Consider the following 23100-nt stretch of genomic DNA (forward strand, 5'->3'; position numbering starts at 1 on the left):
TTGAAAAGAAATAAGGCAATTAATATCAAATTTTATTTGCAATCTAAGATTCAGAATTAATTGCTTTCATATAGATATATACTTAGCAAGAAGGCGCCAAATGGCGCCTTCCTTCGCTCTATTCCGGTAAAAGTGGTCAGCCCAGATTGAGCTCCTGGAAGAAATCGTTGCCCTTGTCGTCGATGACGATGAAGGCGGGAAAGTCTTCCACTTCGATTTTCCACACTGCTTCCATGCCGAGTTCCGGATATTCCAGCACCTCGACCTTTTTGATGCAGTCCTGAGCGAGGCGCGCTGCCGGACCGCCGATGGAGCCGAGATAGAAGCCCTTGTGCGTCTTGCAGGCCTCGCGCACAGCGCGTGAACGGTTGCCCTTGGCGAGCATGACCATCGAGCCGCCGAAGGACTGGAACTGGTCGACATAGCTGTCCATGCGGCCGGCCGTCGTCGGGCCGAAGGAGCCGGAAGCATAGCCTGCCGGGGTCTTGGCCGGGCCGGCGTAGTAAACCGGGTGATTCTTCAGATATTCGGGCATGCCTTCGCCCTTTTCCAGGCGCTCGCGGATTTTCGCATGTGCCAGATCGCGGGCGACGATGATGGTGCCGGTCAGCGACAGCCGGGTCTTCACTGGATGGCGCGAGAGTTCCGCGAGGATATCGGCCATCGGCCGGTTGAGGGCGATGCGGACCATCGATTCGGACAGCTTTGCCTCATCGATTTCGGGCATGTATTTCGACGGATCGGTTTCGAGCTGCTCGATGAAGATGCCGTCGCGGGTGATCTTACCCTTGGCTTGGCGGTCGGCGGAACAGGAGACGCCAAGGCCGATCGGCAGGGAGGCGCCGTGGCGGGGCAGGCGGATGACGCGGACGTCATGGCAGAAATATTTGCCACCGAACTGCGCACCGACGCCGAGGCTCTGCGTCAGCTTGTGGATTTCCTTTTCCATTTCGATATCCCGGAAGGCATGCCCGCTTTCGGAGCCCTCCGTGGGAAGACAGTCGAGGTATCGCGTCGAGGCGAGCTTGACCGTCTTGAGGTTCATCTCGGCCGACGTGCCGCCGATGACGATCGCCAGATGATAGGGGGGGCAAGCAGCCGTGCCGAGCGTCAGGATCTTCTCTTTCAGGAAATCCAACATGCGGTCATGGGTGAGCAGGGACGGCGTGCCCTGATAGAGGAAGGTCTTGTTGGCCGAGCCGCCGCCCTTGGCGACAAAGAGGAATTCGTAGGCGTCGGTGCCCTCCTCGTAAATATCGATCTGGGCCGGAAGGTTGTTCTTGGTGTTTTTTTCCTCGAACATCTTGATGGGAGCGAGCTGCGAATAGCGCAGGTTCTTCTTCTCGTAGGCGTCGAGCACGCCCTTGGCCAGCGCCGCGTTGTCGCCGCCCTCGGTCCAGACGCGACGGCCTTTCTTGCCCATGATGATCGCCGTGCCTGTGTCCTGGCACATGGGCAGCACGCCGCCGGCGGCAATATTGGCGTTCTTCAGCAGATCGTAGGCAACGAAGCGGTCGTTGTCGGTCGCCTCCGGGTCTTCGAGAATGGAGGCGAGCTGCTTGAGGTGGCCGGGTCGCAGAAGATGGTTGATATCGGCGAAAGCGGTCTCGGCAAGCAGCCGGATGCCCTCGGGATCGATGGTCAGGATATCCTGGCCCTTGAACGTATCGACAGAGACGTAATCGCCGGAAATCTTGCGATAGGGAGTGGCGTCTGCACCGAGGGGAAAGAGATCGTCAGCCATGCGTGGACCTTTCAATGCCTTGAAGTGGCGGAAGAGACGTTTGGAAACGGTCTAAATCCGGCAAGGTCCAAATGCAATTGATTGGTTACTACGATGGAATTTCAAAACAGGAGATTGCTGTGTTGATGGACAATCAATCTTCAAGCGATGTGAGCTCCCGACTTGCCTGCCGGAAGCTCGATCTTGGTTCCAGAACTTACTTCGGCCCGATCATCGTCTCCGGCCGAACGATCGCATCGTAATCTTCGGCGGAAACAAGCCCGCTCGCCAAAGCCTCTTCCTTCAAGGTCGTGCCGTTCTTATGTGCCGTCTTGGCGATCTTGGCGGCGTTGTCGTAGCCGATCTTTGGGGCCAGCGCGGTGACCAGCATCAGCGAGCGGTCGAGACCCGCCTTGATATTGTCCTCGCGTGCCTCGATGCCGACGACGCAATTGTCGGTGAAGGAGACGGCGGCGTCGCCGAGCAGTTGCACCGATTGCAGGAAATTATAGGCCATCATCGGGTTGTAGACGTTGAGCTCGAAATGACCCTGGCTGTCGGCGAAGGTGAGGGCGGCGTTGTTGCCGAAGATGTGGATGCAGACCTGCGTCAGGGCTTCGCACTGAGTTGGGTTGACCTTACCCGGCATGATCGAGGAACCCGGCTCGTTTTCCGGCAACGACAACTCGCCGAGCCCGGCGCGCGGGCCGGAGCCGAGCAGGCGGATGTCGTTGGCGATCTTGAAGAGGGCGGCAGCCGCCGCGTTGATGGCGCCATGGCTGAAGACCATCGAGTCATGTGCAGCAAGCGCCTCGAACTTGTTCGGCGCGGTGACGAAGGGCAGGCCGGTAATCTTGGCGATCTCGTCGGCCACCTTTTCGGCAAAGCCGATCGGCGCATTGAGGCCGGTTCCGACCGCCGTGCCGCCCTGGGCGAGTTCGCTGAGACCCGGCAGCGTCAGTTCGATACGCTTGATGGCCGAGGCGACCTGGGCCGCATAGCCGGAAAACTCCTGGCCCAGCGTCAGCGGCGTGGCGTCCTGCGTGTGAGTGCGGCCGATCTTGATGATATGGGCGAAGTCGGCGACCTTCTTTTCCAAAGCAGCATGCAGATGTCGCAGGCTTGGCAGCAGGTGATGGACGATCTGCTCGGCGCAGGCGATATGCATTGCCGTCGGATAGGTGTCGTTCGACGACTGGCTCATATTGACGTGGTCATTCGGATGCACCGGCTTCTTGGAGCCCATGACGCTGCCAAGCATTTCGATCGCGCGGTTGGAGATCACTTCATTGGCATTCATGTTCGATTGCGTGCCGGAGCCCGTTTGCCAGACGACCAGCGGAAAATGCTCGTTGAGCTTGCCGTCGATGACTTCCTGTGCCGCTTCGGCGATCACTTTACCGAGAGCGGGATCCAGTTGGCCGAGCTCCATATTGGCGCGGGCGGCCGCCTGCTTGACGATGCCCAGCGCGCGGACGATCGACAATGGCTGCTTCTCCCAACCGATCTTGAAGTTGCCGAGCGAGCGCTGTGCCTGTGCGCCCCAATAGCGGTCGCTTGCCACTTCGATCGGGCCAAACGTGTCGGTTTCGGTGCGGGTGGAGGTCATGATCTCAGATCCTGCTTTTCCGTTGAAAAAGATAGTTGCCATATAGGTCCGAATGGCGCCCAAGAAAACAGCTGGTGCGCGTATTTCATGACGAAATTCATCATGTTTTTAACCCACAGGGTAGGGCGTGTTCTTTTTGACACGCTCGGCGGATATTCTTTGCGATGTGCTTATAGACGCATGAAAACCGCAGGAAAATTCAATAAAAAATTAACCAATAATTTCATAATTTTGTGTGAATTAAATCGCGAAGCGCGCCTTTGCTTTCTCACACGAAGTTGAGGCGTTGAACAAAAGGCGGGGCTGGTCGTTTTCATTTTGATGGTTAAACGATGTTAGGAACATCGTGGCCGATTTGAAAACAGCACCGTCTGTCTTGAGGCTAGAGCATGACACGGGGACTGATTAGAGAATGAAACTTGTCACCAAAGCCGCAGCATCCGTCCTGGCGCTTTCCTGCTGCATCTCCGCCGTCGGCGCGACATCCGCGAACGCGATGACCCTTATGGACTTCATTCGTGGAGGCCAGGGACGTCAGCAGAGCACGCAAGTCTCCGCTCCGGTCACCGCCAATCCAGCGCAGGAGAGCATTGTTGCTCCCAAGTCGGCGCAGCCGAAAGGGCCGTTGCCCAAGGTTGATGCCCCGCAATATTATACCTACAAACCCGAAGCCTTGCGGCTGATTGCGTCCAATCGTTTCGCGGACCCGGTGGTGACCGGCGCCGTCGCAGATGCTTCGGCCGCTCCGGTTGCCGTGGATTCGAGCGCGTCGCAGCGCCATCATCTGACCGAAGTTCGCGTCATGGCCACGAATGACGTCGCCAAGGCGGTTGAGTCCTATTATGCCGACCAGAGCAAGCCGCTGGTCTGGGTTGCCGATAATGCCATCAACGACAAGGCAAAGGCTGCTCTGGCGGTTCTTGCCGATGCTGCCTCCGTTGGCCTCGATCCTGCCGATTATGCAGTGACGCCGCCGAATTTCGAACAGTCGAGCGTCGATCAGGAAATGCGCGACCGCGCCCTGATGCAGTTCGAGCTGACGCTCTCCAGCAAGGTGCTGATGTTCGTTCAGGACACGGTGCGCGGCCGTCTCGACCCGAACAAGATCTCCGGTTATCACGACTTCAAGCGCAAGGACGTCAATCTGATGCCGGTGCTTGGCATCTTACGCGCAAGCCCGGATGCCGCCGCCTATCTCAACAGTCGCAGCCCTTCGAACCAGCAGTTCACGGAGCTGAAGGCTGAGCTTGCCAAGCTCAAGGGCGCAAACAGCACCAATGGCAGCAATATTTCCATTTCGCTGACCGGTATTCTGAAGCCGGGCGGCAGCTCGCCGGAAATGACCAACATCGTCAAGGCGATCCAGCATCGCGGCTCCGATGTGCTGAAGACGGCTCACGCCGCCACGCTCGCCTCCTATCAGGGGACGCCGGATTATACCCCGGATCTCGTGGCGCTGGTCGAGGACTTCCAGAAGGAGAAGGGTCTGACGTCCGATGGCGTCATCGGCCAGTCTTCGGTCCGCGCCATGGTCGGTGAAAACAGTGACGCGAAGATCCAGAAGCTGGTTATCGCCATGGAGCAGTTGCGCTGGCTGCCGAACGAACTCGGCTCACGCTACGTCCTGATCAACCAGCCGGCCTTCATGGTCTACTACCACAACAACAATCAGGAACAGCTGTCGATGCGCGTCGTCGTCGGCGGCAAGCAGCATCAGACCTTCTTCTTCGAGGATCAGATCCAGACGGTCGAGTTCAATCCGTTCTGGGGCGTTCCGCAGTCGATCATCATCAACGAGATGCTGCCGAAGCTACGCGCCGACCCGAACTATCTCGACCGCATGGGCTATCAGGTCGAGGTCGGTGGCCGCGCTGTCGCTTCGTCCAGCGTCGACTGGTACGGCTCGACCAAAAGCGTCGCGGTGCGCCAGCCGCCGAGCAGCGACAATGCATTGGGCGAGCTGAAGATCCTCTTCCCCAACTCGCATGCGATCTACATGCATGACACACCGCAGAAGAGCTTCTTCAAGAAGGATATGCGCGCCCTCAGCCATGGCTGTGTCCGCCTTGCCGATCCGCGCGCCATGGCTGCTGCCGTGCTGAACACCACAGTTGCGGATATTGCAAAGCAGATTGCCGGCGGCCAGAACAAGGCCGTGGCCGTGCCGCAGAAGGTGCCGATCTATATCGCCTACTTCACCGCCTGGCCGAACAAGGACGGCGTCGTGCAGTATTTCAACGATGTCTACGATCGCGACGCGGCAACGCAAAAGGCGCTCGACGCGACCACCAAGTCCCGCACGGCGCAGATCTGATTGCAGTTTGATATTTGAACACAGAAAAGGCGGTCCGTTGGGCCGCCTTTTTCTTATCCGCTCAAAAAATCCGCTTTGGATCAGGCGGCAAGCAACCCCTGCACCAGCGCCGGCGTCAGTTCGTCATAATGGCTGATGATGCGGCTTGGGCCGAGGCTCTCCACGCTGACGTCGGAATAGCCGAAAGGCACGGCGATCGAGGGGACGCCGGCATTGCGGGCGACGAGGATGTCATTGACGCTGTCGCCGATCATGACGGTGCGGCTGAGGTCGCCGCCGGCGCGCTCCACGGTGCCGATCAGATGATCGGCATTCGGCTTGCGAACGGGGAAGGTATCCCCTCCGGTGATGGCTTCGAAATAATGGATGAGATTGAGCCTCTCGAGCAGCGTGCGGGCGAGAGATTCCATCTTGTTGGTGCAGACCGCCAGCTTGTAGCCTTGGCCCTTCAGTGCATCCATGGCAGCCAGCAGGCCGGGATAGGGTTCGGTCAGGCCCGGCATCGTCTCGCTATAATGCGTGATGAAGCGCTGAAGAAGTGCCGGCAGCTCCTCTGGAGCAAGCGTATAATCCCGCAGCTTGCAAGCACGTTCGATCATCACCTGCGCGCCATTGCCGACAAGATGAGTCAGGTCGTCGTAACTGACGGGCGCGAGATGGAGCGCGTCGATCGTGTGATTGAGACTGGCGACGAGATCGGCATGGGTGTCGAGCAGGGTGCCGTCGAGATCGAATACGACAAGGGGAGATTTCACAAGGAATCAGCCTTTGGAACAGAAGAGAAAAGCAAGTCGTTCGGAGTTAGAAGATCGGGCCGGCAATTGCAACTAATGGCGTCGCGAGCCGCTTCGAATATGGCCCGGGATTTCTATGTGAGGCCGTTATTTTGGCTTTCGTTTGCCCGGAGAGCCGTGTAAACAGCACCCAACGTAACAATCGGGAGCAGGTGGCGTATGGACGCCCGCCAAATGAAGATCGAGGCCGCAAGGGCGGCTCTGGCCTATGTCGAGAGCGGTATGCGGCTCGGGGTCGGTACGGGCAGCACGGCCGAGGAATTTGTTCGGTTGCTCGCCGAGAAGGTTGCGGCTGGCCTCGTGATCGAGGGAGTTCCGACCTCCGAGCGGACAGCCCGGCTCTGCGTCGACCTCGGCGTGCCGTTGAAGTCGCTCGATGAACTTCCCGAACTCGATCTCACCATCGATGGTGCCGACGAAGTGGATGGCGCCCTGCGGCTGATCAAGGGTGGCGGCGGCGCGCTGCTGCGCGAAAAGATCGTCGCGGCCTCGTCACAGCGGATGATTGTCATTGCCGACGAAAGCAAGGTTGTTCAGACGCTTGGCGCCTTTGCGCTGCCGATCGAGGTGAACCCTTTCGGCCTCGTTTCCACGCGTATCCAGATCGAGAAGACGGCCGCCCGCCTGGGCCTTTCCGGCGCGCTCAACCTGCGCCAATCGGAAGACGGCAACTTCATGACCGACGGCGGGCATTTCATCATCGACGCATCTTTTGGCCGTATTCCTGATGCAGAGGCGCTGTCGATTGCGCTAAATTCGATTCCCGGTGTTGTCGAACACGGGCTCTTTATCAACATGGCGACACTTGCGATTATTGCCGGTCCCTCCGGCGCACGCACGTTGCAGGCGAACAATACATAGGAGCACTGAACTCATGATCAAAATTGCGGGTCTTGGCCGTTTTGCCGCTGCAACCATCGTTCTTTCTGGTATCGCGCTCGGCTCCGTCAGTGCACAGGAAGTCTCGGAAGAGCAGATCAAGGCCGCTCGTGCCGCGATCAACGCGCTCGGCGTCACGAACCAGTTCGACAACATCCTGCCGAACCTCGCCGAACAGCTGAAGAGCACGATGATTCAGGCGAATCCGAACTTCGGCGATGCCATCAACTCGTCCGTCGACGCTACCGCACTTGCGCTTGCGCCGCGCCGCGCTGACCTGGAGCGTGAAGCCGCCGTAACATACTCGAAGGCATTTACGACCGAAGAGCTCAACTCTATCGCTGCATTCTTCACCTCGCCAACCGGCAAGAAATTCCTGCAGGACAACCCGGTTGCTTTGCGCGAACTCTACAAGGCGGCCGACATCTGGGGGCAGGGCATCTCGCGTGATCTCGCCAACCAGAGCAGCGACGCTCTGCAGAAGGTGGTAAAGGCGCCGATCGCTCCCGTGCCAACCGACGCTACGACCGGCGCCCAGCCGGCCCCGGCCCCTGCAACCAAGAAGTAAGCTCGACTTTTGTCGTGATCCCATCCGAATTTTTGGGGTTGCGCAATTCGAGCTCTCGGAATTTAAAAGCCCGGATAACGTTCCGGGCTTTTCTTTTTGTAGGTCGAGATCCTATATCAGTGCCGACCCCCATGAGCGCTTCGTGCGCCGCCCTTATTTCCGCAGGAGTATCCGATGTCTTCCTTTGATTTCGATCTTTTCGTCATTGGTGGCGGTTCCGGGGGCGTGCGCAGTGCGCGCGTCGCCGCGTCGCTCGGCAAGAAGGTCGGCATAGCTGAGGAATATCGTTACGGCGGCACATGCGTTATCCGCGGCTGCGTGCCGAAGAAGCTCTTCGTCTATGCCTCGCAATATAGCGAGCATTTCGAGGATGCCGCCGGCTTCGGCTGGACGGTCGGGGAGAGCAGTTTCGACTGGAAGAAGCTGATCGGGGCGAAGGACAAGGAAATCGAGCGGCTTGAGGGGCTTTATCGCAAGGGGCTCGACAACGCCAAGGCCGAGATCTTCGATACGCGCGCCGAGCTGGTCGATGCCCATACGATCCGTCTCCTGAAGACCGGCAAGACCGTCACCGCGGAAACGATCGTTGTTGCGACCGGCGGGACGCCGAACCTGCACACGGCCTTGCCCGGCCATGAATTCTGCATTTCCTCCAACGAGGCTTTCCATCTGGACGAACTGCCGAAATCGATCCTGATCGCCGGCGGCGGCTATATCGCAGTGGAATTCGCCAACATCTTCCATGGGCTTGGTGTCGAGACGACGCTGATCTATCGCGGCGCGGAGATCCTGTCGCGCTTCGATCAGGACCTGCGCAAGGGCCTGCATGAGGCCATGGAGGCCAAGGGCATCCGCATCCTTTGCCACGACATCATCGAGAGCGTGACGAAGACGGAAGCGGGTCTCAGCGTCCGGACGAAGAACGACAAGGCATTGACTGTCGACACGGTGATGTTGGCACTTGGCCGCACGCCGAATACGAGAGATCTCGGGCTCGAAGCGGCCGGTGTGGCAACGAATGAACAAGGCGCCATCGTCGTCGACGAATATTCACGCACATCGGTGCCGAACATCTATGCGCTTGGAGATGTCACTGACCGGGTACAGCTGACGCCCGTGGCGATCCATGAAGCCATGTGCTTCATCGAGACCGTCTACAAGAACAATCCGACCCGCCCGGATCATGAGTTGATCGCAACCGCCGTCTTCTCGCAGCCGGAGATCGGTACGGTTGGCCTGACCGAGGAAGATGCCGCCAAGCGTTATCCCGAGATAGAGGTCTATCGTGCCCAGTTCCGGCCGATGAAGGCAACATTGTCCGGCGGCAGCGAGAAAATGATCATGAAGCTGATCGTCAACGCCGCCGATCGCAAGGTCATCGGCGCGCATATTCTCGGCCACGATGCCGGCGAGATGGCGCAGCTGCTTGGCATTCCCTTGAAGGCCGGCTGCACCAAGGAAGATTTCGATCGTACCATGGCCGTTCATCCGACGGCTGCCGAAGAATTGGTGACGATGTATTCCCCAAGCTACCGCATCCGCAACGGCGAGCGCGTGTAAGCAATAGGGATAGTAATTCCCTGGCGCACAAAAGACCTGCCGAATAGTTGGTTCGCCTTTGCAAGTGGCCGGCAAAGGTTTATAAGCGCGCACAATTTACGGCGACGGGCACTTGGCGAAGAGACCAGGCGCGAAAACAGGTGAGTGAGATGGCACAGAATTGGACACCGAGCACTTGGCGGCAAAAACCGATCCAGCAGGTGCCGGAATATCCGGACCAGGCGGCGCTGGCGGCAACGGAAGCGCAGCTTGCTAGCTATCCGCCGCTCGTTTTTGCCGGTGAGGCTCGCCGTCTGAAAGCGCACCTTGCCAATGTTGCCGAAGGCAATGGCTTCCTGCTGCAGGGCGGCGACTGCGCAGAAAGCTTTGCCGAGCATGGCGCCGACACGATCCGCGACTTTTTCCGCGCTTTCCTGCAGATGGCCGTCGTTCTGACGTTTGGTGCTCAGCTGCCGGTGGTTAAGGTTGGCCGCATCGCCGGCCAGTTCGCCAAGCCGCGTTCCTCGGGCATCGAGACCCAGGGCGGCGTGTCGCTGCCGAGCTATCGCGGCGATATCGTCAACGGCATCGAATTCAATGAAGAAGCGCGCATCCCCAATCCGGAACGCCAGATGATGGCTTACCGCCAGTCGGCGGCGACGCTCAATCTGCTGCGCGCCTTTGCGATGGGCGGCTATGCCAACCTCGAAAACGTCCACCAGTGGATGCTCGGTTTCGTCAAGGACAGCCCGCAGGGCGAGCGCTACCGCAAGCTCGCCGATCGCATCAGCGAAACCATGGACTTTATGAAGGCGATCGGCATCTCCTCGGAGAACAATCCGAGCCTGCGCGAGACCGATTTCTTCACCAGCCATGAAGCGTTGCTGCTCGGCTACGAAGAGGCCTTCACGCGCGTCGACTCCACCTCGGGTGACTGGTATGCGACCTCGGGCCATATGCTCTGGATCGGCGACCGTACGCGCCAGGCCGATCACGCGCATATCGAGTATTTCCGCGGCATCAAGAACCCGATCGGCTTGAAGTGCGGTCCTTCGCTGCAGGCGGACGATCTGCTCAATCTGATCGACATCCTGAACCCTGCCAACGAAGCCGGTCGCCTGACGCTGATCTGCCGTTTCGGCCACGACAAGGTCGCCGACAACCTGCCGCGCCTCATTCGCGCTGTCGAGAAGGAAGGCCGCAAGGTCGTCTGGTCTTGCGATCCGATGCACGGCAACACGATCACGCTCAACAACTACAAGACCCGGCCGTTCGAGCGTATCCTGTCGGAAGTCGAAAGCTTCTTCCAGATCCATCGTGCCGAGGGCACGCATCCGGGCGGCATCCACATCGAGATGACCGGCAAGGACGTGACCGAATGCACGGGCGGCGCCCGTGCCGTTGGTGCCGAGGATTTGCAGGATCGCTATCACACGCATTGCGACCCACGTCTCAATGCCGATCAGGCACTGGAACTGGCCTTTCTGCTCGCCGAACGCATGAAGGGCGGCCGCGACGAGAAGCGTCTGGCCGCGCACGGCTGATCCCGAATAATCAGATCGTTACTGTCACGGGCCGGCTCAAAACCGGCCCGTTTGCTTTTGTGCTTTCGCAATCAATCCGGCTGAAGATTGTTTCATTTCTTTGCGTTTGACGCTGGTGGCGTCCTCGTCAAGATTGCGGGGAAACGAAGGGGATCAGCATGAATGACGAACACACCGGCGCCTGCCTTTGCGGAGCCGTACGTTTCAAGACACACGGCGCATTACGGGAGGTTGTTGCCTGCCATTGTTCGCAATGCCGCAAGCAGACCGGGCTTTATTACGCCGCAACCGACGTGCCTCGCGGCAACATCATCATTGAAGGAGAAGAGGCGATCACCTGGTATCGCGCCAGCTCCTTCGCGCGCCGAGGTTTCTGCCGCGTCTGCGGTTCGGCGCTTTTCTGGTTGGCGGACAGTTCCGACAATATCTCGATCATGGCCGGGCTGTTCGATCAGCCGAGCGAGCTGAAACTCGCCTACCACATCTATTGCGCCGACAAGGGTGATTTCTACGAGATCGGCGACGGGCTGCCGCAATATCGGCAGGGCCGGCCGGGGCTGCTGACTGCGGGGCCGTCAGACTGATCAAGCACGGCGCCGTTAAGTTTTGGGCCGTTCGGGATCGCCATCTTCGTAATCGAAATCATCGTCGATCTGGAGACCCGGAGGTCTTTGGTGATCGTGGCGAATGGCTCTGATCTCTATCAGGTCATCGGCAATTTCGTAGTCGATGAGATAATCTCCCATCGTAAATCGCAAAACCCCGGGGATTGGCAGTTCGTCGCTTCGAAAACCCATCTGAGGAAAAAGAAGCAAATTTGTCTTGAGTCTGTTCAGATCGTCGAGGAAGCGGAGAGCCGCGGCAGGACTTCTATCTTTCAGGTATTGCGCTTCCGACTTGATATAGGCTCTGGCGCCAGCCGAAAGGGGAACTCTTTTCAGGCGGCGGCCCCTTTGACGACCTTCGCCGCTTCGCTGATGACATCGTCAAGATCATATGCTTCGCCGTTTGCCATATCGCGGCGAGCCTTTGCAATTTCCAGTACCTCGCGACCCTCGGCCGCCAGATAGGATTTGAGCGCCCGCACAAAGACCCAGCTACGCGTCCGCTCGCAGACATCGGCGATCTCTTCGATCTCGGCCAGGATGTCAACGGGAACTCGGAGAGTAATAGGATCCGAAAGTCCACTTTGATTTTTCATCAACTTTATCTCCTTCTGTATTACAAAATACAGGGGATGCGCTGAAAGTCAATTTTTGAGGACGAGGCAACGGCTTCCTTGTCAGTTCCCATTCTTCTCCGCCACAAGCTTGCTCAACTTCGCGACTTCTTCCCGCACCGCCACGAGTTCTGTCAGTACCTGCAGGTCGATCTTCTGGTGCAACGACAGGACTTCGAGTTCGGCCTTGAGATTGACCTCGTAATCCTTGGCGGCCTCGAAGCGGTCACGCTCGGTCTGGCGGTTCTGTGACATCATGATGATCGGGGCCTGGATGGCGGCGATCATGGAGAGGACGAGGTTGAGGAAGATGAAGGGGTAGGGGTCGAAGGCGCGGGTGAGAAGAACGATGGTGTTGACGATGCACCAGAAGACCAGGAACAGCAGGAAACAGATGATGAAGGACCAGGAACCGCCGACGCGGGCGATGCCGTCCGCGAGGCGTTCGCCATAAGAGGCTTTGGCGGAGAAGGCAGCATTGATGTCGGTGGAAACGATCTTGCGTTCATGTGCCTTCTTCAGCACGCGCTTTTCGACCTCGCCCAGCTCTTCGGCCGTCTTGTCGAAATGCTGATGAACGAAATTGGGCAGATTATACATGGGAACACTCCAAGGACTCGATCGCCTTTGAGTGCCAAGTATTCGACTGCCCGATGGAAATGCAACGTGAAAAGGGTCGCAGCCTAGCTGCCCTGGTTGACCAGCCAGGCATGCGACGGGAAGAAGCGGTCGAGGCCGTATTCCCGTCCGAACATCATGTCATGCTGCAAATAGCGGTAGTCGCGCATCATGGGATCGAGGTTCTGCTCGTTGCGGGACCAGTCCGGAAAGGTCTGGTTGTCGCGCGTCGCGAGCTGATAGCGATCGATGATGTTGTACTTCTTCTGCACCCGGCCGAGAAAGCCGGTGTAGAACGGATGCTCGTAGCCAGCGGTCTTGAGGATATGATAGGGCAGCTGCGACGGGCTGATCGTGCCGACATCCTTGCGCACGCCCTTCTTGCTCGACCAGATGACCAGCGGCGTTTCGTGCTCCCGCTTCATGATGTCGAGCGGCGCTTTTCTAGATGCCACCTGTTCGGGCATGTAGCCGGTGTTCGGATAGACGCTGCCGAGCGGCGGCAGATGATCGCCCCAGAGAACGATGATCGTCTCGCGGTCGCGCTTGGAGGCCCAGTCCATCAGCATCTTCAGGCTTTGATCGGATTCGTGAACACCTTGCGCATAGGTCGCGAGCGTATCGCGGTCGGCATCCGTCAGGTCTCCCTTGATATCGACGGTGTTTTCGGCATAGCGGTTCGGTTCGTAGGGGCCATGGCCCTGCAGGGTGACGGCGAAGAAGAAGAACGGCCGGTCCATCTCGTCGCCTTCGTGCATGATTTCTTTCATCAGCGAGTCGTCGGAGGCGAAAATGCCGCGCTTTTCCATCGGCGGCATGGTGTCTTCGGTGTGGAACTCCTCAAAGCCGAAGGCCTTGTAGACTTCGTTGCGGTTCCAGAACCAGCCGCTGAACGGATGGAGCGCGCGCGCTGCATAGCCTTGACCCCGGAAGAAGGTGGCAAGCGATGGCATCGGCTTGCGGACATATTGCTGGTAGGGAATGCTGCCATAGGGCAGGAAGGCGTTGGAGAAGCCGGTCAGGGCCTCGAACTCGACATTGGCGGTCATGCCGCCGAATTCCGGCGAGAAGACCTGGCCGGATTGCGCCGCGCGGATCGTCGGCATCGGGTCCGGCGTGAAGGTCAGGTTGGAAAGCCGGGTCGGATCCCAGAAGGATTCGCTCATCAGCATGATGACGTCGGGCTTTCGGCGCGGACCGGAGAGATAACCGTAATTGCGGGCGGGAATGGCGTCCATCGCATCCGGCCCATAACCCGCCGGCACTTTGACATCTGCCATCGGCAGGTTCAGCGAGAAGGCGATGATGAAGCCGTTGTAGCTGTAATTTTCCTTCTGATCCCAGACGATGGGGATGATGCGTAATTTCTCGCGGATGAACGAATATTGCGTCGCGTCCATCTGCGAGACGAAGAGGGCTGCCAGAGGCAGGCAGACGGAGAGCCGCATGACCCTCGCCTTGCGCGAAAGCGTCGCGGCATGCCGCCAGGCATAGCGCCAGAGAAGGGCGAGGGCGGCGACCAGGGCGATGATGCCGAAAGCAAGCGCGACGGCGGTCCATGGCCGCTCGCGCACCATCACCGGCATGAGCTCCATGATCTGGCGCGCAAACAGGAAATCCGAGGGATAGAGGGGATCGGAAAGATAATGCTGTTTCTGGCTGGAGAGGAAGGCCGGGATGAGGACCAGGGGTGCGACCACCAATATCGACTGATGCGCGCGGCCGAATAGCGCGTCGAGCACGAGCATTAGCAGCATGACGATGCCGATGGTGGTGAAGGCAGGCTGATTGGCGGAAAACAAATAGGCCGGGACATCCGTCAGTTCGCCGCGCGCGACCCACTCGACCGCGATGACGATCAGCAGCGAGGACAGGAAGGTCAGCAAAAGGCTGAGAATCTGGCGCAGAACCGCCGATTGCTGTCTCGCCGTGCCAAGCTTTTGAAGAATGGCGGGCTTGCCTGCCAATGCGGGACTGGATACCGGGGCGATCACCGATCTCTCCGTATGTTACTAAGGTTTCACAGAAGTGTCACTCCTTTGTCATGAATGCCGGATGAACCGCAAGGCTGACTTAGTATTTTCCGGTGACAAAATACCGCTCATGCGAGCGCCGCCATCTTTCGCACGCGAAGGCCGCCAAAGGTTGTTGCGGAACGGGGGCGCCGTCGTTAAATATATGGCATGACACAGCAAAGCCCCATCACCCAGACCATCCGCATCGCTGTCGCGCAACTCAATCCGACGGTCGGCGATGTCTCCGGCAACCTTGTGAAGGCGCGCGAAGCCCGGGCCGAGGCGGCGCGCGAGGGCGCGCAGCTTGTCTTGTTTACGGAGCTGTTTATTTCCGGCTATCCGCCGGAAGATCTGGTGCTGAAACCGGCCTTCATCCGCGCCTGCTGGAAGGCTGTGGAAAGTCTCGCCGCCGATACCGCCGATGGCGGACCAGGGGTCATCATCGGCTTTCCACGCCAGGACGAGACCGGGCGCTACAATTCTGTTGCCGTGATTGACGGCGGCAAAGTCATCTTCATCAGGGACAAGGTCGACCTGCCAAACTATGGCGAGTTCGACGAGAAACGTGTCTTCGACGAGGGGACTATCGCCGGGCCGGTCAATTTCCGGGGCGTGCGGATCGGTATCCCGATCTGCGAGGAGATCTGGAACGATCTCGGCATCTGCGAAACGCTGGCTGAAAGCGGCGCGGAAATTCTTCTGGTTCCGAACGGTTCACCTTACTATCGCGGCAAGGTCGATGTTCGTTATCAGGTCGTGCTCCGTCAGGTGATCGAGTCGGGCTTGCCGCTCGTCTTTGCAGCTCAGGTCGGCGGCCAGGACGAGTATGTTTTCGACGGCGCGAGCTTTGCTTTCAACGCCGACAAGTCTCTGGCTTTCCAGATGAGTCAGTTCGAAACCGCACTGGCGGTGACGACCTGGAAGAAGAACGGCGATGGCTGGCATTGCAGCGAAGGCCCGATGGCGCATATTCCGGAAGGCGAGGAGGCTGATTATCGTGCCTGCCTGTTGGGCTTCCGCGATTATGTGAACAAGAATGGCTTCAAATCGGTCGTGCTCGGCCTGTCTGGTGGCATCGATTCGGCCATCTGTGCGGCGATTGCGGTGGATGCGCTCGGCGAGGAGCGGGTGCGTACCGTCATGCTGCCTTACCGCTATACGTCGGAGGATTCGCTGAAGGATGCGGCCGATTGCGCCAAGGCGCTCGGCTGCCGCTACGATATCGTGCCGATCGAGGAGCCCGTGACAGGTTTTACCTCGGCATTGGCGGATCTGTTCGAAGGCACCGAAAGCGGCATCACCGAGGAAAACCTGCAGAGCCGCGCGCGCGGGACCATCCTGATGGCGATCTCCAACAAGTTCGGCTCGATGGTTGTCACCACCGGCAACAAGTCGGAAATGTCGGTCGGCTATGCCACGCTCTATGGTGACATGAACGGCGGCTTCAACCCGATCAAGGATCTCTACAAGATGCAGGTCTATGCGCTGTCGCGCTGGCGCAATCTTCATGTGCCGCCGGGGGCGCTTGGCCCATCGGGCGAGGTGATCCCTTACAACATCATCGACAAGGCGCCGTCGGCCGAACTCAGGCCGAACCAGACCGACCAGGATTCGCTGCCGCCCTATCCGGCGCTCGATGACATTCTGGAGTGCCTGGTGGAAAAGGAAATGGCGGTCGACGAGATCGTGGCGCGGGGGCATGATGTCGCGACGGTCCATCGGATCGAGCATCTGCTTTATCTTGCCGAGTACAAGCGCCGCCAGTCGGCGCCGGGCGTGAGGATCACCACCAAGAATTTCGGTCGCGATCGGCGCTATCCTATCACCAACCGGTTCCGCGATCGTTGATCGTAACGCCCATCCGGCGAGTGGAGAAGCAATGCGCAGTTCGGTCGAAATCTACAATATCCGCACCGGTGAAAACCGAATCGTCTGGCAGACGGAGACGTTGATCGAAGCGCCGAATTTCTCGCCCGACGGGCGCTATCTGCTATTGAACGGTGATGGATTGCTCTATCGGCTCGCCCTTGATGGCAAAGCCGAGCCCGTTCAGGTCGATACCAGCTTTGCAACGCTCTGCAACAACGACCACGGCATTTCACCGGATGGCTCGCTGATTGCTATCTCCGACAAGACCCAGCATGGCAAGTCCTGCATCTATGTCCTGCCGGCCGAAGGCGGGACACCACGGCAGGTGACGACCAATCTGCCGTCCTACTGGCATGGCTGGTCGCCTGATGGAAAACGCTTCTCCTATTGCGGTATCCGCAACAACGTCTTCGATATCTACACGATTTCGGTCGATGGCGGCGAGGAGACGCGGCTGACGCATGGCGAGGGCCGTAATGACGGGCCGGACTATTCCGCCGACGGGCAATGGATCTATTTTAACTCCAGCCGCACCGGCCTGATGCAGATCTGGCGCATTCATCCTGACGGCACAGGTCTCCAGCAGGTGACAAGCGACAATTACGGCAACTGGTTCGCTCATCCATCGCCCAGGAACGACAAGGTCCTGCTGATTTCCTATGATCCCGATGTCTTCGATCATCCGCGCGATCTGAATGTTCGCATGCGGTTGATGGACATGGATGGTGGCAACCTCACGACATTGTTCGAGCTTTTCGGCGGGCAGGGAAGTATCAATGTGCCGAACTGGTCGCCCGATGGCGATGAATTCGCCTATGTCCGCTACGAGCCGGCGTGACCGCTCTGGACAGGGCGCACGCTCCGTTATAAATCTTTGGACGTTCTCAGGGCGCATCCGATCCGCGGGAAGGGCAAGGCCCACCTGATGCATAGAACTTAAAGACTGCCACACCTCTTTTCAGTCTGTGGGCGCGGATACCGGACGTGAATGAAAGGAGGTCTTTGTGACCACGCGCTCTCTGGCGGGTAACGCCACTCTCGATTCTCTCAAAAAGCAGGCCAAGGCTTTTCTGAAAGCCGCTCAGTCGGGTGACGCATCGGCCCGAAGCCGTGTCACGCCTTACTTTGCCGATGTCACCGATATCGGGCTTCAGGACATCCAGCTTGTCCTTGCCCGCGAACATGGCTTCTCGAGCTGGGCGAAACTCAAGGCGCATCTGGAGAGCGCCAATCGCGGACAGGTCCCGCTGGATCAGCTTGCCAATAAATTCCTGTCGCTGGCGACGGTGTCCTATTTTTCCCATATTGCTGCCGATCCGGCGCGCTTCGACGAGGCATTGCAACTGCTGGAGGCCAATTCCGACATTGCCGGCGATAGCATCCATATTGCTGCTGCTCTCGGTGATGCAGACGGCGTGGCGCGTTGGCTCGATCGCCAACCGCAGTTTCTCGAGCGCAAAGGCGGTCCCTGTGACTGGCCGCCGCTGCTCTATGCCGCCTATGCCCGCGTGCCCGGCAGATCCAGCCTGCCGGCTGCAAGGGTTCTGATTGAGCGCGGCGCCGATCCCAATGCCTTCTTTCTTGACCATGGCCAATATCGCTTTACGGCGCTGACCGGCGTTTTCGGCGAGGGCGAGGCTGGCAAGGTCGGACAGCCGCAACATCCGGAATGTGAGGCTTTCGCGCGTTTGCTGCTCGATGCGGGTGCGGCGGCGAACGACAGCCAGGCACTTTATAACCGGATGTTCGAGCCCGATAATTCCTGCCTTGAGCTGCTGCTGGAATACGGGCTCTCCGCTAAAGACAGCAACAACTGGCTGGTGCGCGAGGATGGCAAGCTGGTGGCGAATGCACAGACGGTGTTCGACTATCAGCTCGCCTGGGCCTGCGAGAAGCGCATGGGCGAGCGTGTCAGGCTGCTGATCGAGCATGGAGCCGATGTCAATAAGACGGTCAATGGCCGAACGCCTTATGAATGGGCGCGGCTAGGAAATGACAAGGATCTAGCGCTGTATCTCGTTCAGCAGGGAGCCATAGCCGTTCGTCTGAAGCAAGAAGACTGGGTCTATATTCAACTAGCGACTGGCGATGCATCTACCGATCAAACGATGTGGGTCGAGCACATACAAAGAGTTTCAGGTGATATCGATATTCCCGATGCGATGCGACGCGCTCATCCTACCATGATGCATGAAGCGGCCGGTGAAAATGCGCTCGTACCCGTCCGCCGCATGCTGGCGCTTGGCCTCGACGTCAACGCCATGACCAGCCGTACGCCGCTGCACGAAGCCGCACTACATGGTCATATCGACATGGCGAAACTGCTGATCGAGCATGGTGCGGATACCACCATCCGCGATCGCTACTACTATGCGCCGCCGATCGGCTGGGCCGAATATAATGGCAGAGCAGAGATGGTGGAGTTCCTGAAAACGCAGCCGCTCGATATCTTTGCGGCCGCTGCCTATGGCCAGATCGACCAACTGGCCGTGCATCTGGGTGCCCATCCGGAGCTGATGAACATTCGCTTCGGTGAGTTTCGTCCGCATGGGGAGGCAAGTGTGGATCGTGACTGGATGACGCCGCTTGGCTTTGCCATTCTCAATCGTCGCGTTGATGCGGTGCGCTTCCTGCTAGAGCGTGGCGCTGATCGTTCTGTGAGAGATGCGTCCGGCCGATCCTATCGTGATCTCGCGAGAGAGATGGGCGACGAGGCCGTCATCGCGTTGTTGCGGCAGCCTATTGCGACGGCTGCGGGCCAACCTCTTTCGGATGCTTGAGGTCGAGCGTGCCCTGGTCGGTCGCAAGAAATTGTGGGCCGACCTGGCGCACCTTGTTGGTCGCGGGATCGTAGGGTCGATCAGGTTGCAGTTGTTTCGGCTGAACCGGAGTAATTTCCGGAGGGGCTATCACCGCTGTCTTCTGCTGCGGCAGAGTGGCGTCGTCCGTCTTGGGCTTTTGCGTCTCTATCGTCGTGATCGAACTTTCCGGCTGCACCAGCGATTGTTGCTGCGGTGCATAACCCTCGGGTTTCACGCGGGTGTCGATGACGGTGTCCGGCGTGGCCGACATCGGAGTGCTGCAACCGTTCCGCTGCATGTCATCCAGCAATCGCCGCCTCTCCAAGCCTGCATCGTCGATGCGGGACACGCTCAATTCACGCTCGTCCATCAGCGATGCAAGGTCATCGCGCATCCGCTCCATCGCATCGTGCATGTCATCGCAGGCAGCCTCGTTGTCGGAGCCGAGGATGGTCAAGCTGCTGTCGGACGTACAGCCTTGATTGCGCATGTCGCTCTTCAGGCGCCGTATTGCCATGTTCTGCTGGACGATGGATCGCGAAAGCTGACGCGTCTCCGCATTGGCGCCAACAAACTCCGTCGTGTCGGCATATCGGACGTGTAATTCGTCGCAGATGGCATTCGCCTGGGCGAGGACCGGCGTCGCCGCCAGCAGGGATAGCAAGAGAGAGGAGTAGAATTTTTTGCCGCGGTTCACGTTGTGCTCTTCGAAAAGCGGTTTGATCTCCACGGAGAATATACCGTGTTGCTTAACAACGTACCCATCAAAACATGCTGATTGTGAAAGATTTTTTGCGGTTAGATCGGAAAACAAACTTGGCTTGCGCCTTCTCGGCGGCGTGAGGCCACAAAACGGGGAGCAACCGACGAAAATAGGAGCATTAAATGTGATGATGTATCCGGCTAATAACCCGCCGTCTGTGTCGTGACGGCCGCCTTTGGAGACGGCCGCACGCGGTGAATCTCAGATCAATTCGGCTGCGATGCTTCAACCACGGCCAGAGCCGCCATGTTGACGACGCCACGCGAGGTGACGGAGGGTGACAGGATGTGGGCCGGAAGCGCCGTGCCGAGCAGGATCGGGCCTACATGCAGGCCATCGGTCATGGTCTTGACGACGCCGAGGGTGATGTTGGCGGCATCCAGATTGGGGAAGACGAGCAGGTTCGCCTCGCCGGAAAGCGTGCTGTCCGGCATGACGTGGCGGCGCAGGCTTTCGGAAATGGCGCTGTCGCCGTGCATTTCGCCGTCGACTTCGAGCTCCGGTGCCGCTTCGCGCACGAGCGCTAGGGCGTCGCGCATCTTGGTGGCGCTTTCCGATTCCCGCGATCCGAAGTTCGAATGCGAGACGAGGGCGACGCGCGGCGAGATGCCGAAGCGCTTGATTTCCTCGGCCGCCAGCACCGCCGACTGGGCGATCTCCGCTGCATTCGGGTTAAAGGTGACATAGGTGTCGGTGTAGAACGTCGCGCCGCGCTGTGAGATCAACAGGCTGAGAGCGGAGAAGTCGCCGACATCCGGGCGCTTGCCGATGATCTGGCGGACGATGCGCAGATGGCGTTCGTAACGGCCTTCGAGACCGCAGATCAATGCGTCGGCATCGCCGCGCTTCAGCGCCAGGGCGCCAATGACCGTGGTGTTGGTACGAACGATCGTTCTGGCTGCTTCCGGAATGACGCCGCTGCGGCCGACGAGCGAGAAATAGAGCTCGACATATTCCCGGAAGCGCGGATCGTCATTCGGGTTGATGACGGCGAAATCGGTATGCGGCCGGATCTTCAGGCCGTAGCGCTTCAGGCGGGTCTCGATGACATTGGGGCGGCCGATCAGGATCGGTACGGCGGTGCCTTCTTCCAGGAGGACCTGGGCGGCGCGCAGAACGCGCTCGTCTTCGCCTTCGGAGAAGACCACGCGCTTGCGCTCGGCGATCTTGGCGGCGGCGAAAATCGGCTTCATGACGAAGCCGGAGCGGAAGACGAAGCGGTTGAGCTCGTCCATATAGGCGTCGAAATCGGCGATCGGGCGCAGTGCTACGCCGCTTTCGGCAGCGGCTCTCGCGACAGCTGGTGCGATGCGCAGGATCAGGCGCGGGTCGAAGGGCGAGGGGATCAGATAGTCCGGCCCGAAGACCGGCGTCTCGCCCGTATAGGCGCGGGCGGCCACGTCCGAAGGCTCTTCGCGGGCAAGCGACGCGATGGCGCGTACCGCCGCCATCTTCATTTCCTCATTGATCGTCTTGGCGCCGCAATCGAGCGCGCCGCGGAAGATATAGGGGAAGCAGAGAACGTTGTTGACCTGGTTCGGGAAATCCGAACGGCCGGTGCAGATCATCGCGTCGGGACGGGCGGCGCGGGCGAGATCAGGCATGATTTCCGGCGTCGGGTTGGCCAGCGCCATGATCAGCGGCTTTTCCGCCATCTGTTCCAGAAGCTCGGGCTTCAATACGCCGGCGGCTGACAGACCGAGGAAGACATCGGCGCCACCGATCGACTCGGCGAGCTCGCGCTTGTCGCTCTTCTGGGCATAGACCGATTTCCATTCGTCCATCAGCACGTTGCGGTCTTCATAGACGAGGCCCTCGATGTCGTGGACCCAGATGTTTTCGCGCTTGGCACCGAGAATGACCAGAAGGTTGAGGCAGGCAAGCGCCGCGGCACCGGCGCCGGAGGCGACGATCTTGACGTCCTCGATCTTCTTGCCGGCCAGTTCCAAGCCGTTGAGAATGGCGGCGGCGACGATGATGGCGGTGCCATGCTGGTCGTCGTGGAAGACCGGAATGTCCATCTTCTCGCGCAGACGACGCTCGACGTCGAAGCATTCCGGCGCCTTGATGTCTTCAAGGTTGATGCCGCCGAATGTGGGCTCGAGTGCGGAAATCGTAGCGACCATCTCATCGACAGTTGGGGCTTCGATTTCGATATCGAACACATCGATACCGGCGAATTTCTTGAAGAGGACCGCCTTGCCTTCCATCACCGGCTTGGAGGCCAGCGGGCCGATATTGCCAAGGCCAAGCACCGCGGTGCCGTTGGAGATGACTGCGACGAGATTGCCACGCGAGGTGTAGTCGAAGGCCGTTTCCGGATTGTCGCGGATGGCAAGGCAGGGTGCAGCGACGCCGGGAGAATAGGCAAGCGCCAGGTCGCGCTGGTTGCCGAGCGGCTTGGTCGCCTGGATTTCCAGCTTACCGGGGCGGGGATAGCGATGAAAGAAGAGCGCCTGTTCGTCGAGATTGCCACTCGCCATGTTCTTGGCTGCCTTCGATGTGTCGTGCGTATCCATCCCGCTTCTCCATTCCTGCTTGCGCGCGTGCGCCTCAAATCCCCTCCATACATCAATCGCCGGGAGTGCACAGTATGGATTTGACGCTGCTGAAGGGTTTTTTGTCGCGGCAAAGGCATAAATTTTCTTTTGCGGAAACCCCGGCATTGCGGACCAGACATTGTGAGGTGCAAGGACCTATGGTCCCGCTCAGGGCCGCGAGTTTCATGACCGACCGGCTGGAGCTCGCCATAGCTGCAAAACGCGGGCAATTTCCCACCGGGAGCACTCCGCACAGCATTTGTCATCTTCCTGAAACACGAGTCTGATTTTGGATTAGCCAACGT

General features: G+C 59.1%; 18 protein-coding genes. 9 read left to right on the forward strand and 9 right to left on the reverse strand.

From position 1 onward, the window contains the following. Positions 1-136 precede the first annotated feature (136 nt). Together RRH01S_RS02915 and fumC are read right to left on the reverse strand one after the other, a co-directional pair. Positions 137-1744, reverse strand: coding sequence for a fumarate hydratase (locus tag RRH01S_RS02915; protein ID WP_012651640.1), 1608 nt, complete (start codon positions 1742-1744; stop codon positions 137-139). Positions 1745-1940: 196 nt separating this feature from the next. Further along, positions 1941-3332, reverse strand: a complete 1392-nt coding sequence (fumC, locus tag RRH01S_RS02920) for a class II fumarate hydratase (RefSeq protein WP_012651639.1) — start codon at positions 3330-3332, stop codon at positions 1941-1943. A gap of 412 nt (positions 3333-3744) precedes the next feature. On the opposite strand from fumC, the gene RRH01S_RS02925 reads away from it, so the two are divergent. After that, positions 3745-5646 carry a L,D-transpeptidase family protein gene (locus RRH01S_RS02925; protein ID WP_012651638.1) on the forward strand — a complete coding sequence of 634 codons (1902 nt, stop codon included), beginning with the start codon at positions 3745-3747 and terminating at the stop codon, positions 5644-5646. Between the two features lie 80 nt (positions 5647-5726). Here RRH01S_RS02925 and RRH01S_RS02930 read toward each other — a convergent pair whose 3' ends face one another. After that, a complete protein-coding gene (locus RRH01S_RS02930) occupies positions 5727-6401 on the reverse strand; it encodes an HAD family hydrolase (RefSeq protein WP_042469906.1) in 675 nt (224 codons plus the stop codon). A 198-nt stretch (positions 6402-6599) separates the two neighbouring features. Between RRH01S_RS02930 and rpiA the strand changes: the two genes are divergently transcribed. The 5 genes from rpiA (at position 6600) to RRH01S_RS02955 (ending at position 11554) form a co-directional block, all read left to right on the forward strand. Continuing rightward, entirely contained in the window at positions 6600-7301 is a 702-nt protein-coding gene (gene rpiA, locus RRH01S_RS02935) for a ribose-5-phosphate isomerase RpiA (RefSeq protein WP_012651636.1), read from the forward strand. Between the two features lie 13 nt (positions 7302-7314). Continuing rightward, complete coding sequence (locus RRH01S_RS02940) at positions 7315-7887, forward strand: DUF2059 domain-containing protein (protein ID WP_007696476.1); 573 nt, start codon at positions 7315-7317, stop codon at positions 7885-7887. A gap of 174 nt (positions 7888-8061) precedes the next feature. Further along, positions 8062-9447: a glutathione-disulfide reductase gene (gor, locus tag RRH01S_RS02945; RefSeq protein ID WP_012651635.1), complete on the forward strand. Its 1386-nt coding sequence runs from the start codon at positions 8062-8064 to the stop codon at positions 9445-9447. A gap of 149 nt (positions 9448-9596) precedes the next feature. Further along, on the forward strand, positions 9597-10970 hold the full coding sequence (locus RRH01S_RS02950) for a class II 3-deoxy-7-phosphoheptulonate synthase (RefSeq protein ID WP_012651634.1): 1374 nt from the start codon (positions 9597-9599) through the stop codon (positions 10968-10970). 158 nt (positions 10971-11128) lie between these two features. Next, complete coding sequence (locus tag RRH01S_RS02955; protein ID WP_012651633.1) at positions 11129-11554, forward strand: GFA family protein; 426 nt, start codon at positions 11129-11131, stop codon at positions 11552-11554. Between the two features lie 15 nt (positions 11555-11569). On the opposite strand, the gene RRH01S_RS02960 is transcribed toward RRH01S_RS02955, so the two are convergent. From RRH01S_RS02960 to RRH01S_RS02975, 4 genes are all read right to left on the reverse strand, one after another. Next, the gene (locus RRH01S_RS02960) at positions 11570-11911 is read right to left on the reverse strand and encodes a type II toxin-antitoxin system RelE/ParE family toxin (protein WP_042469908.1); all 342 of its coding nucleotides are present in this window, start codon (positions 11909-11911) and stop codon (positions 11570-11572) included. Next, on the reverse strand, positions 11908-12171 hold the full coding sequence (locus tag RRH01S_RS02965) for a CopG family ribbon-helix-helix protein (protein WP_012651632.1): 264 nt from the start codon (positions 12169-12171) through the stop codon (positions 11908-11910). The genes RRH01S_RS02960 and RRH01S_RS02965 overlap by 4 nt, the downstream gene beginning before the upstream one ends. A gap of 81 nt (positions 12172-12252) precedes the next feature. Beyond that, positions 12253-12789, reverse strand: coding sequence for a DUF1003 domain-containing protein (locus RRH01S_RS02970; RefSeq protein ID WP_012651631.1), 537 nt, complete (start codon positions 12787-12789; stop codon positions 12253-12255). An 83-nt stretch (positions 12790-12872) separates the two neighbouring features. Continuing rightward, positions 12873-14801: an LTA synthase family protein gene (locus tag RRH01S_RS02975; protein WP_012651630.1), complete on the reverse strand. Its 1929-nt coding sequence runs from the start codon at positions 14799-14801 to the stop codon at positions 12873-12875. A gap of 189 nt (positions 14802-14990) precedes the next feature. Here RRH01S_RS02975 and RRH01S_RS02980 point away from each other — a divergent pair, with 189 nt between their 5' ends. From RRH01S_RS02980 to RRH01S_RS02990, 3 genes are all read left to right on the forward strand, one after another. Next, positions 14991-16670 carry an NAD+ synthase gene (locus tag RRH01S_RS02980; protein ID WP_012651629.1) on the forward strand — a complete coding sequence of 560 codons (1680 nt, stop codon included), beginning with the start codon at positions 14991-14993 and terminating at the stop codon, positions 16668-16670. A 31-nt stretch (positions 16671-16701) separates the two neighbouring features. Continuing rightward, complete coding sequence (locus tag RRH01S_RS02985; RefSeq protein WP_042469909.1) at positions 16702-17529, forward strand: TolB family protein; 828 nt, start codon at positions 16702-16704, stop codon at positions 17527-17529. Between the two features lie 166 nt (positions 17530-17695). Then, on the forward strand, positions 17696-19471 hold the full coding sequence (locus RRH01S_RS02990) for an ankyrin repeat domain-containing protein (RefSeq protein ID WP_042469911.1): 1776 nt from the start codon (positions 17696-17698) through the stop codon (positions 19469-19471). On the opposite strand, the gene RRH01S_RS02995 is transcribed toward RRH01S_RS02990, so the two are convergent. Further along, entirely contained in the window at positions 19431-20306 is an 876-nt protein-coding gene (locus RRH01S_RS02995; RefSeq protein WP_234711636.1) for a hypothetical protein, read from the reverse strand. The genes RRH01S_RS02990 and RRH01S_RS02995 overlap by 41 nt on opposite strands. Before the next feature lie 155 nt (positions 20307-20461). After that, positions 20462-22774: an NADP-dependent malic enzyme gene (locus tag RRH01S_RS03000; protein WP_007696454.1), complete on the reverse strand. Its 2313-nt coding sequence runs from the start codon at positions 22772-22774 to the stop codon at positions 20462-20464. Positions 22775-23100 lie beyond the last annotated feature (326 nt).

The organism is Rhizobium rhizogenes NBRC 13257, from assembly GCF_000696095.1.
Taxonomy (GTDB): Bacteria; Pseudomonadota; Alphaproteobacteria; order Rhizobiales; family Rhizobiaceae; genus Rhizobium; species Rhizobium rhizogenes.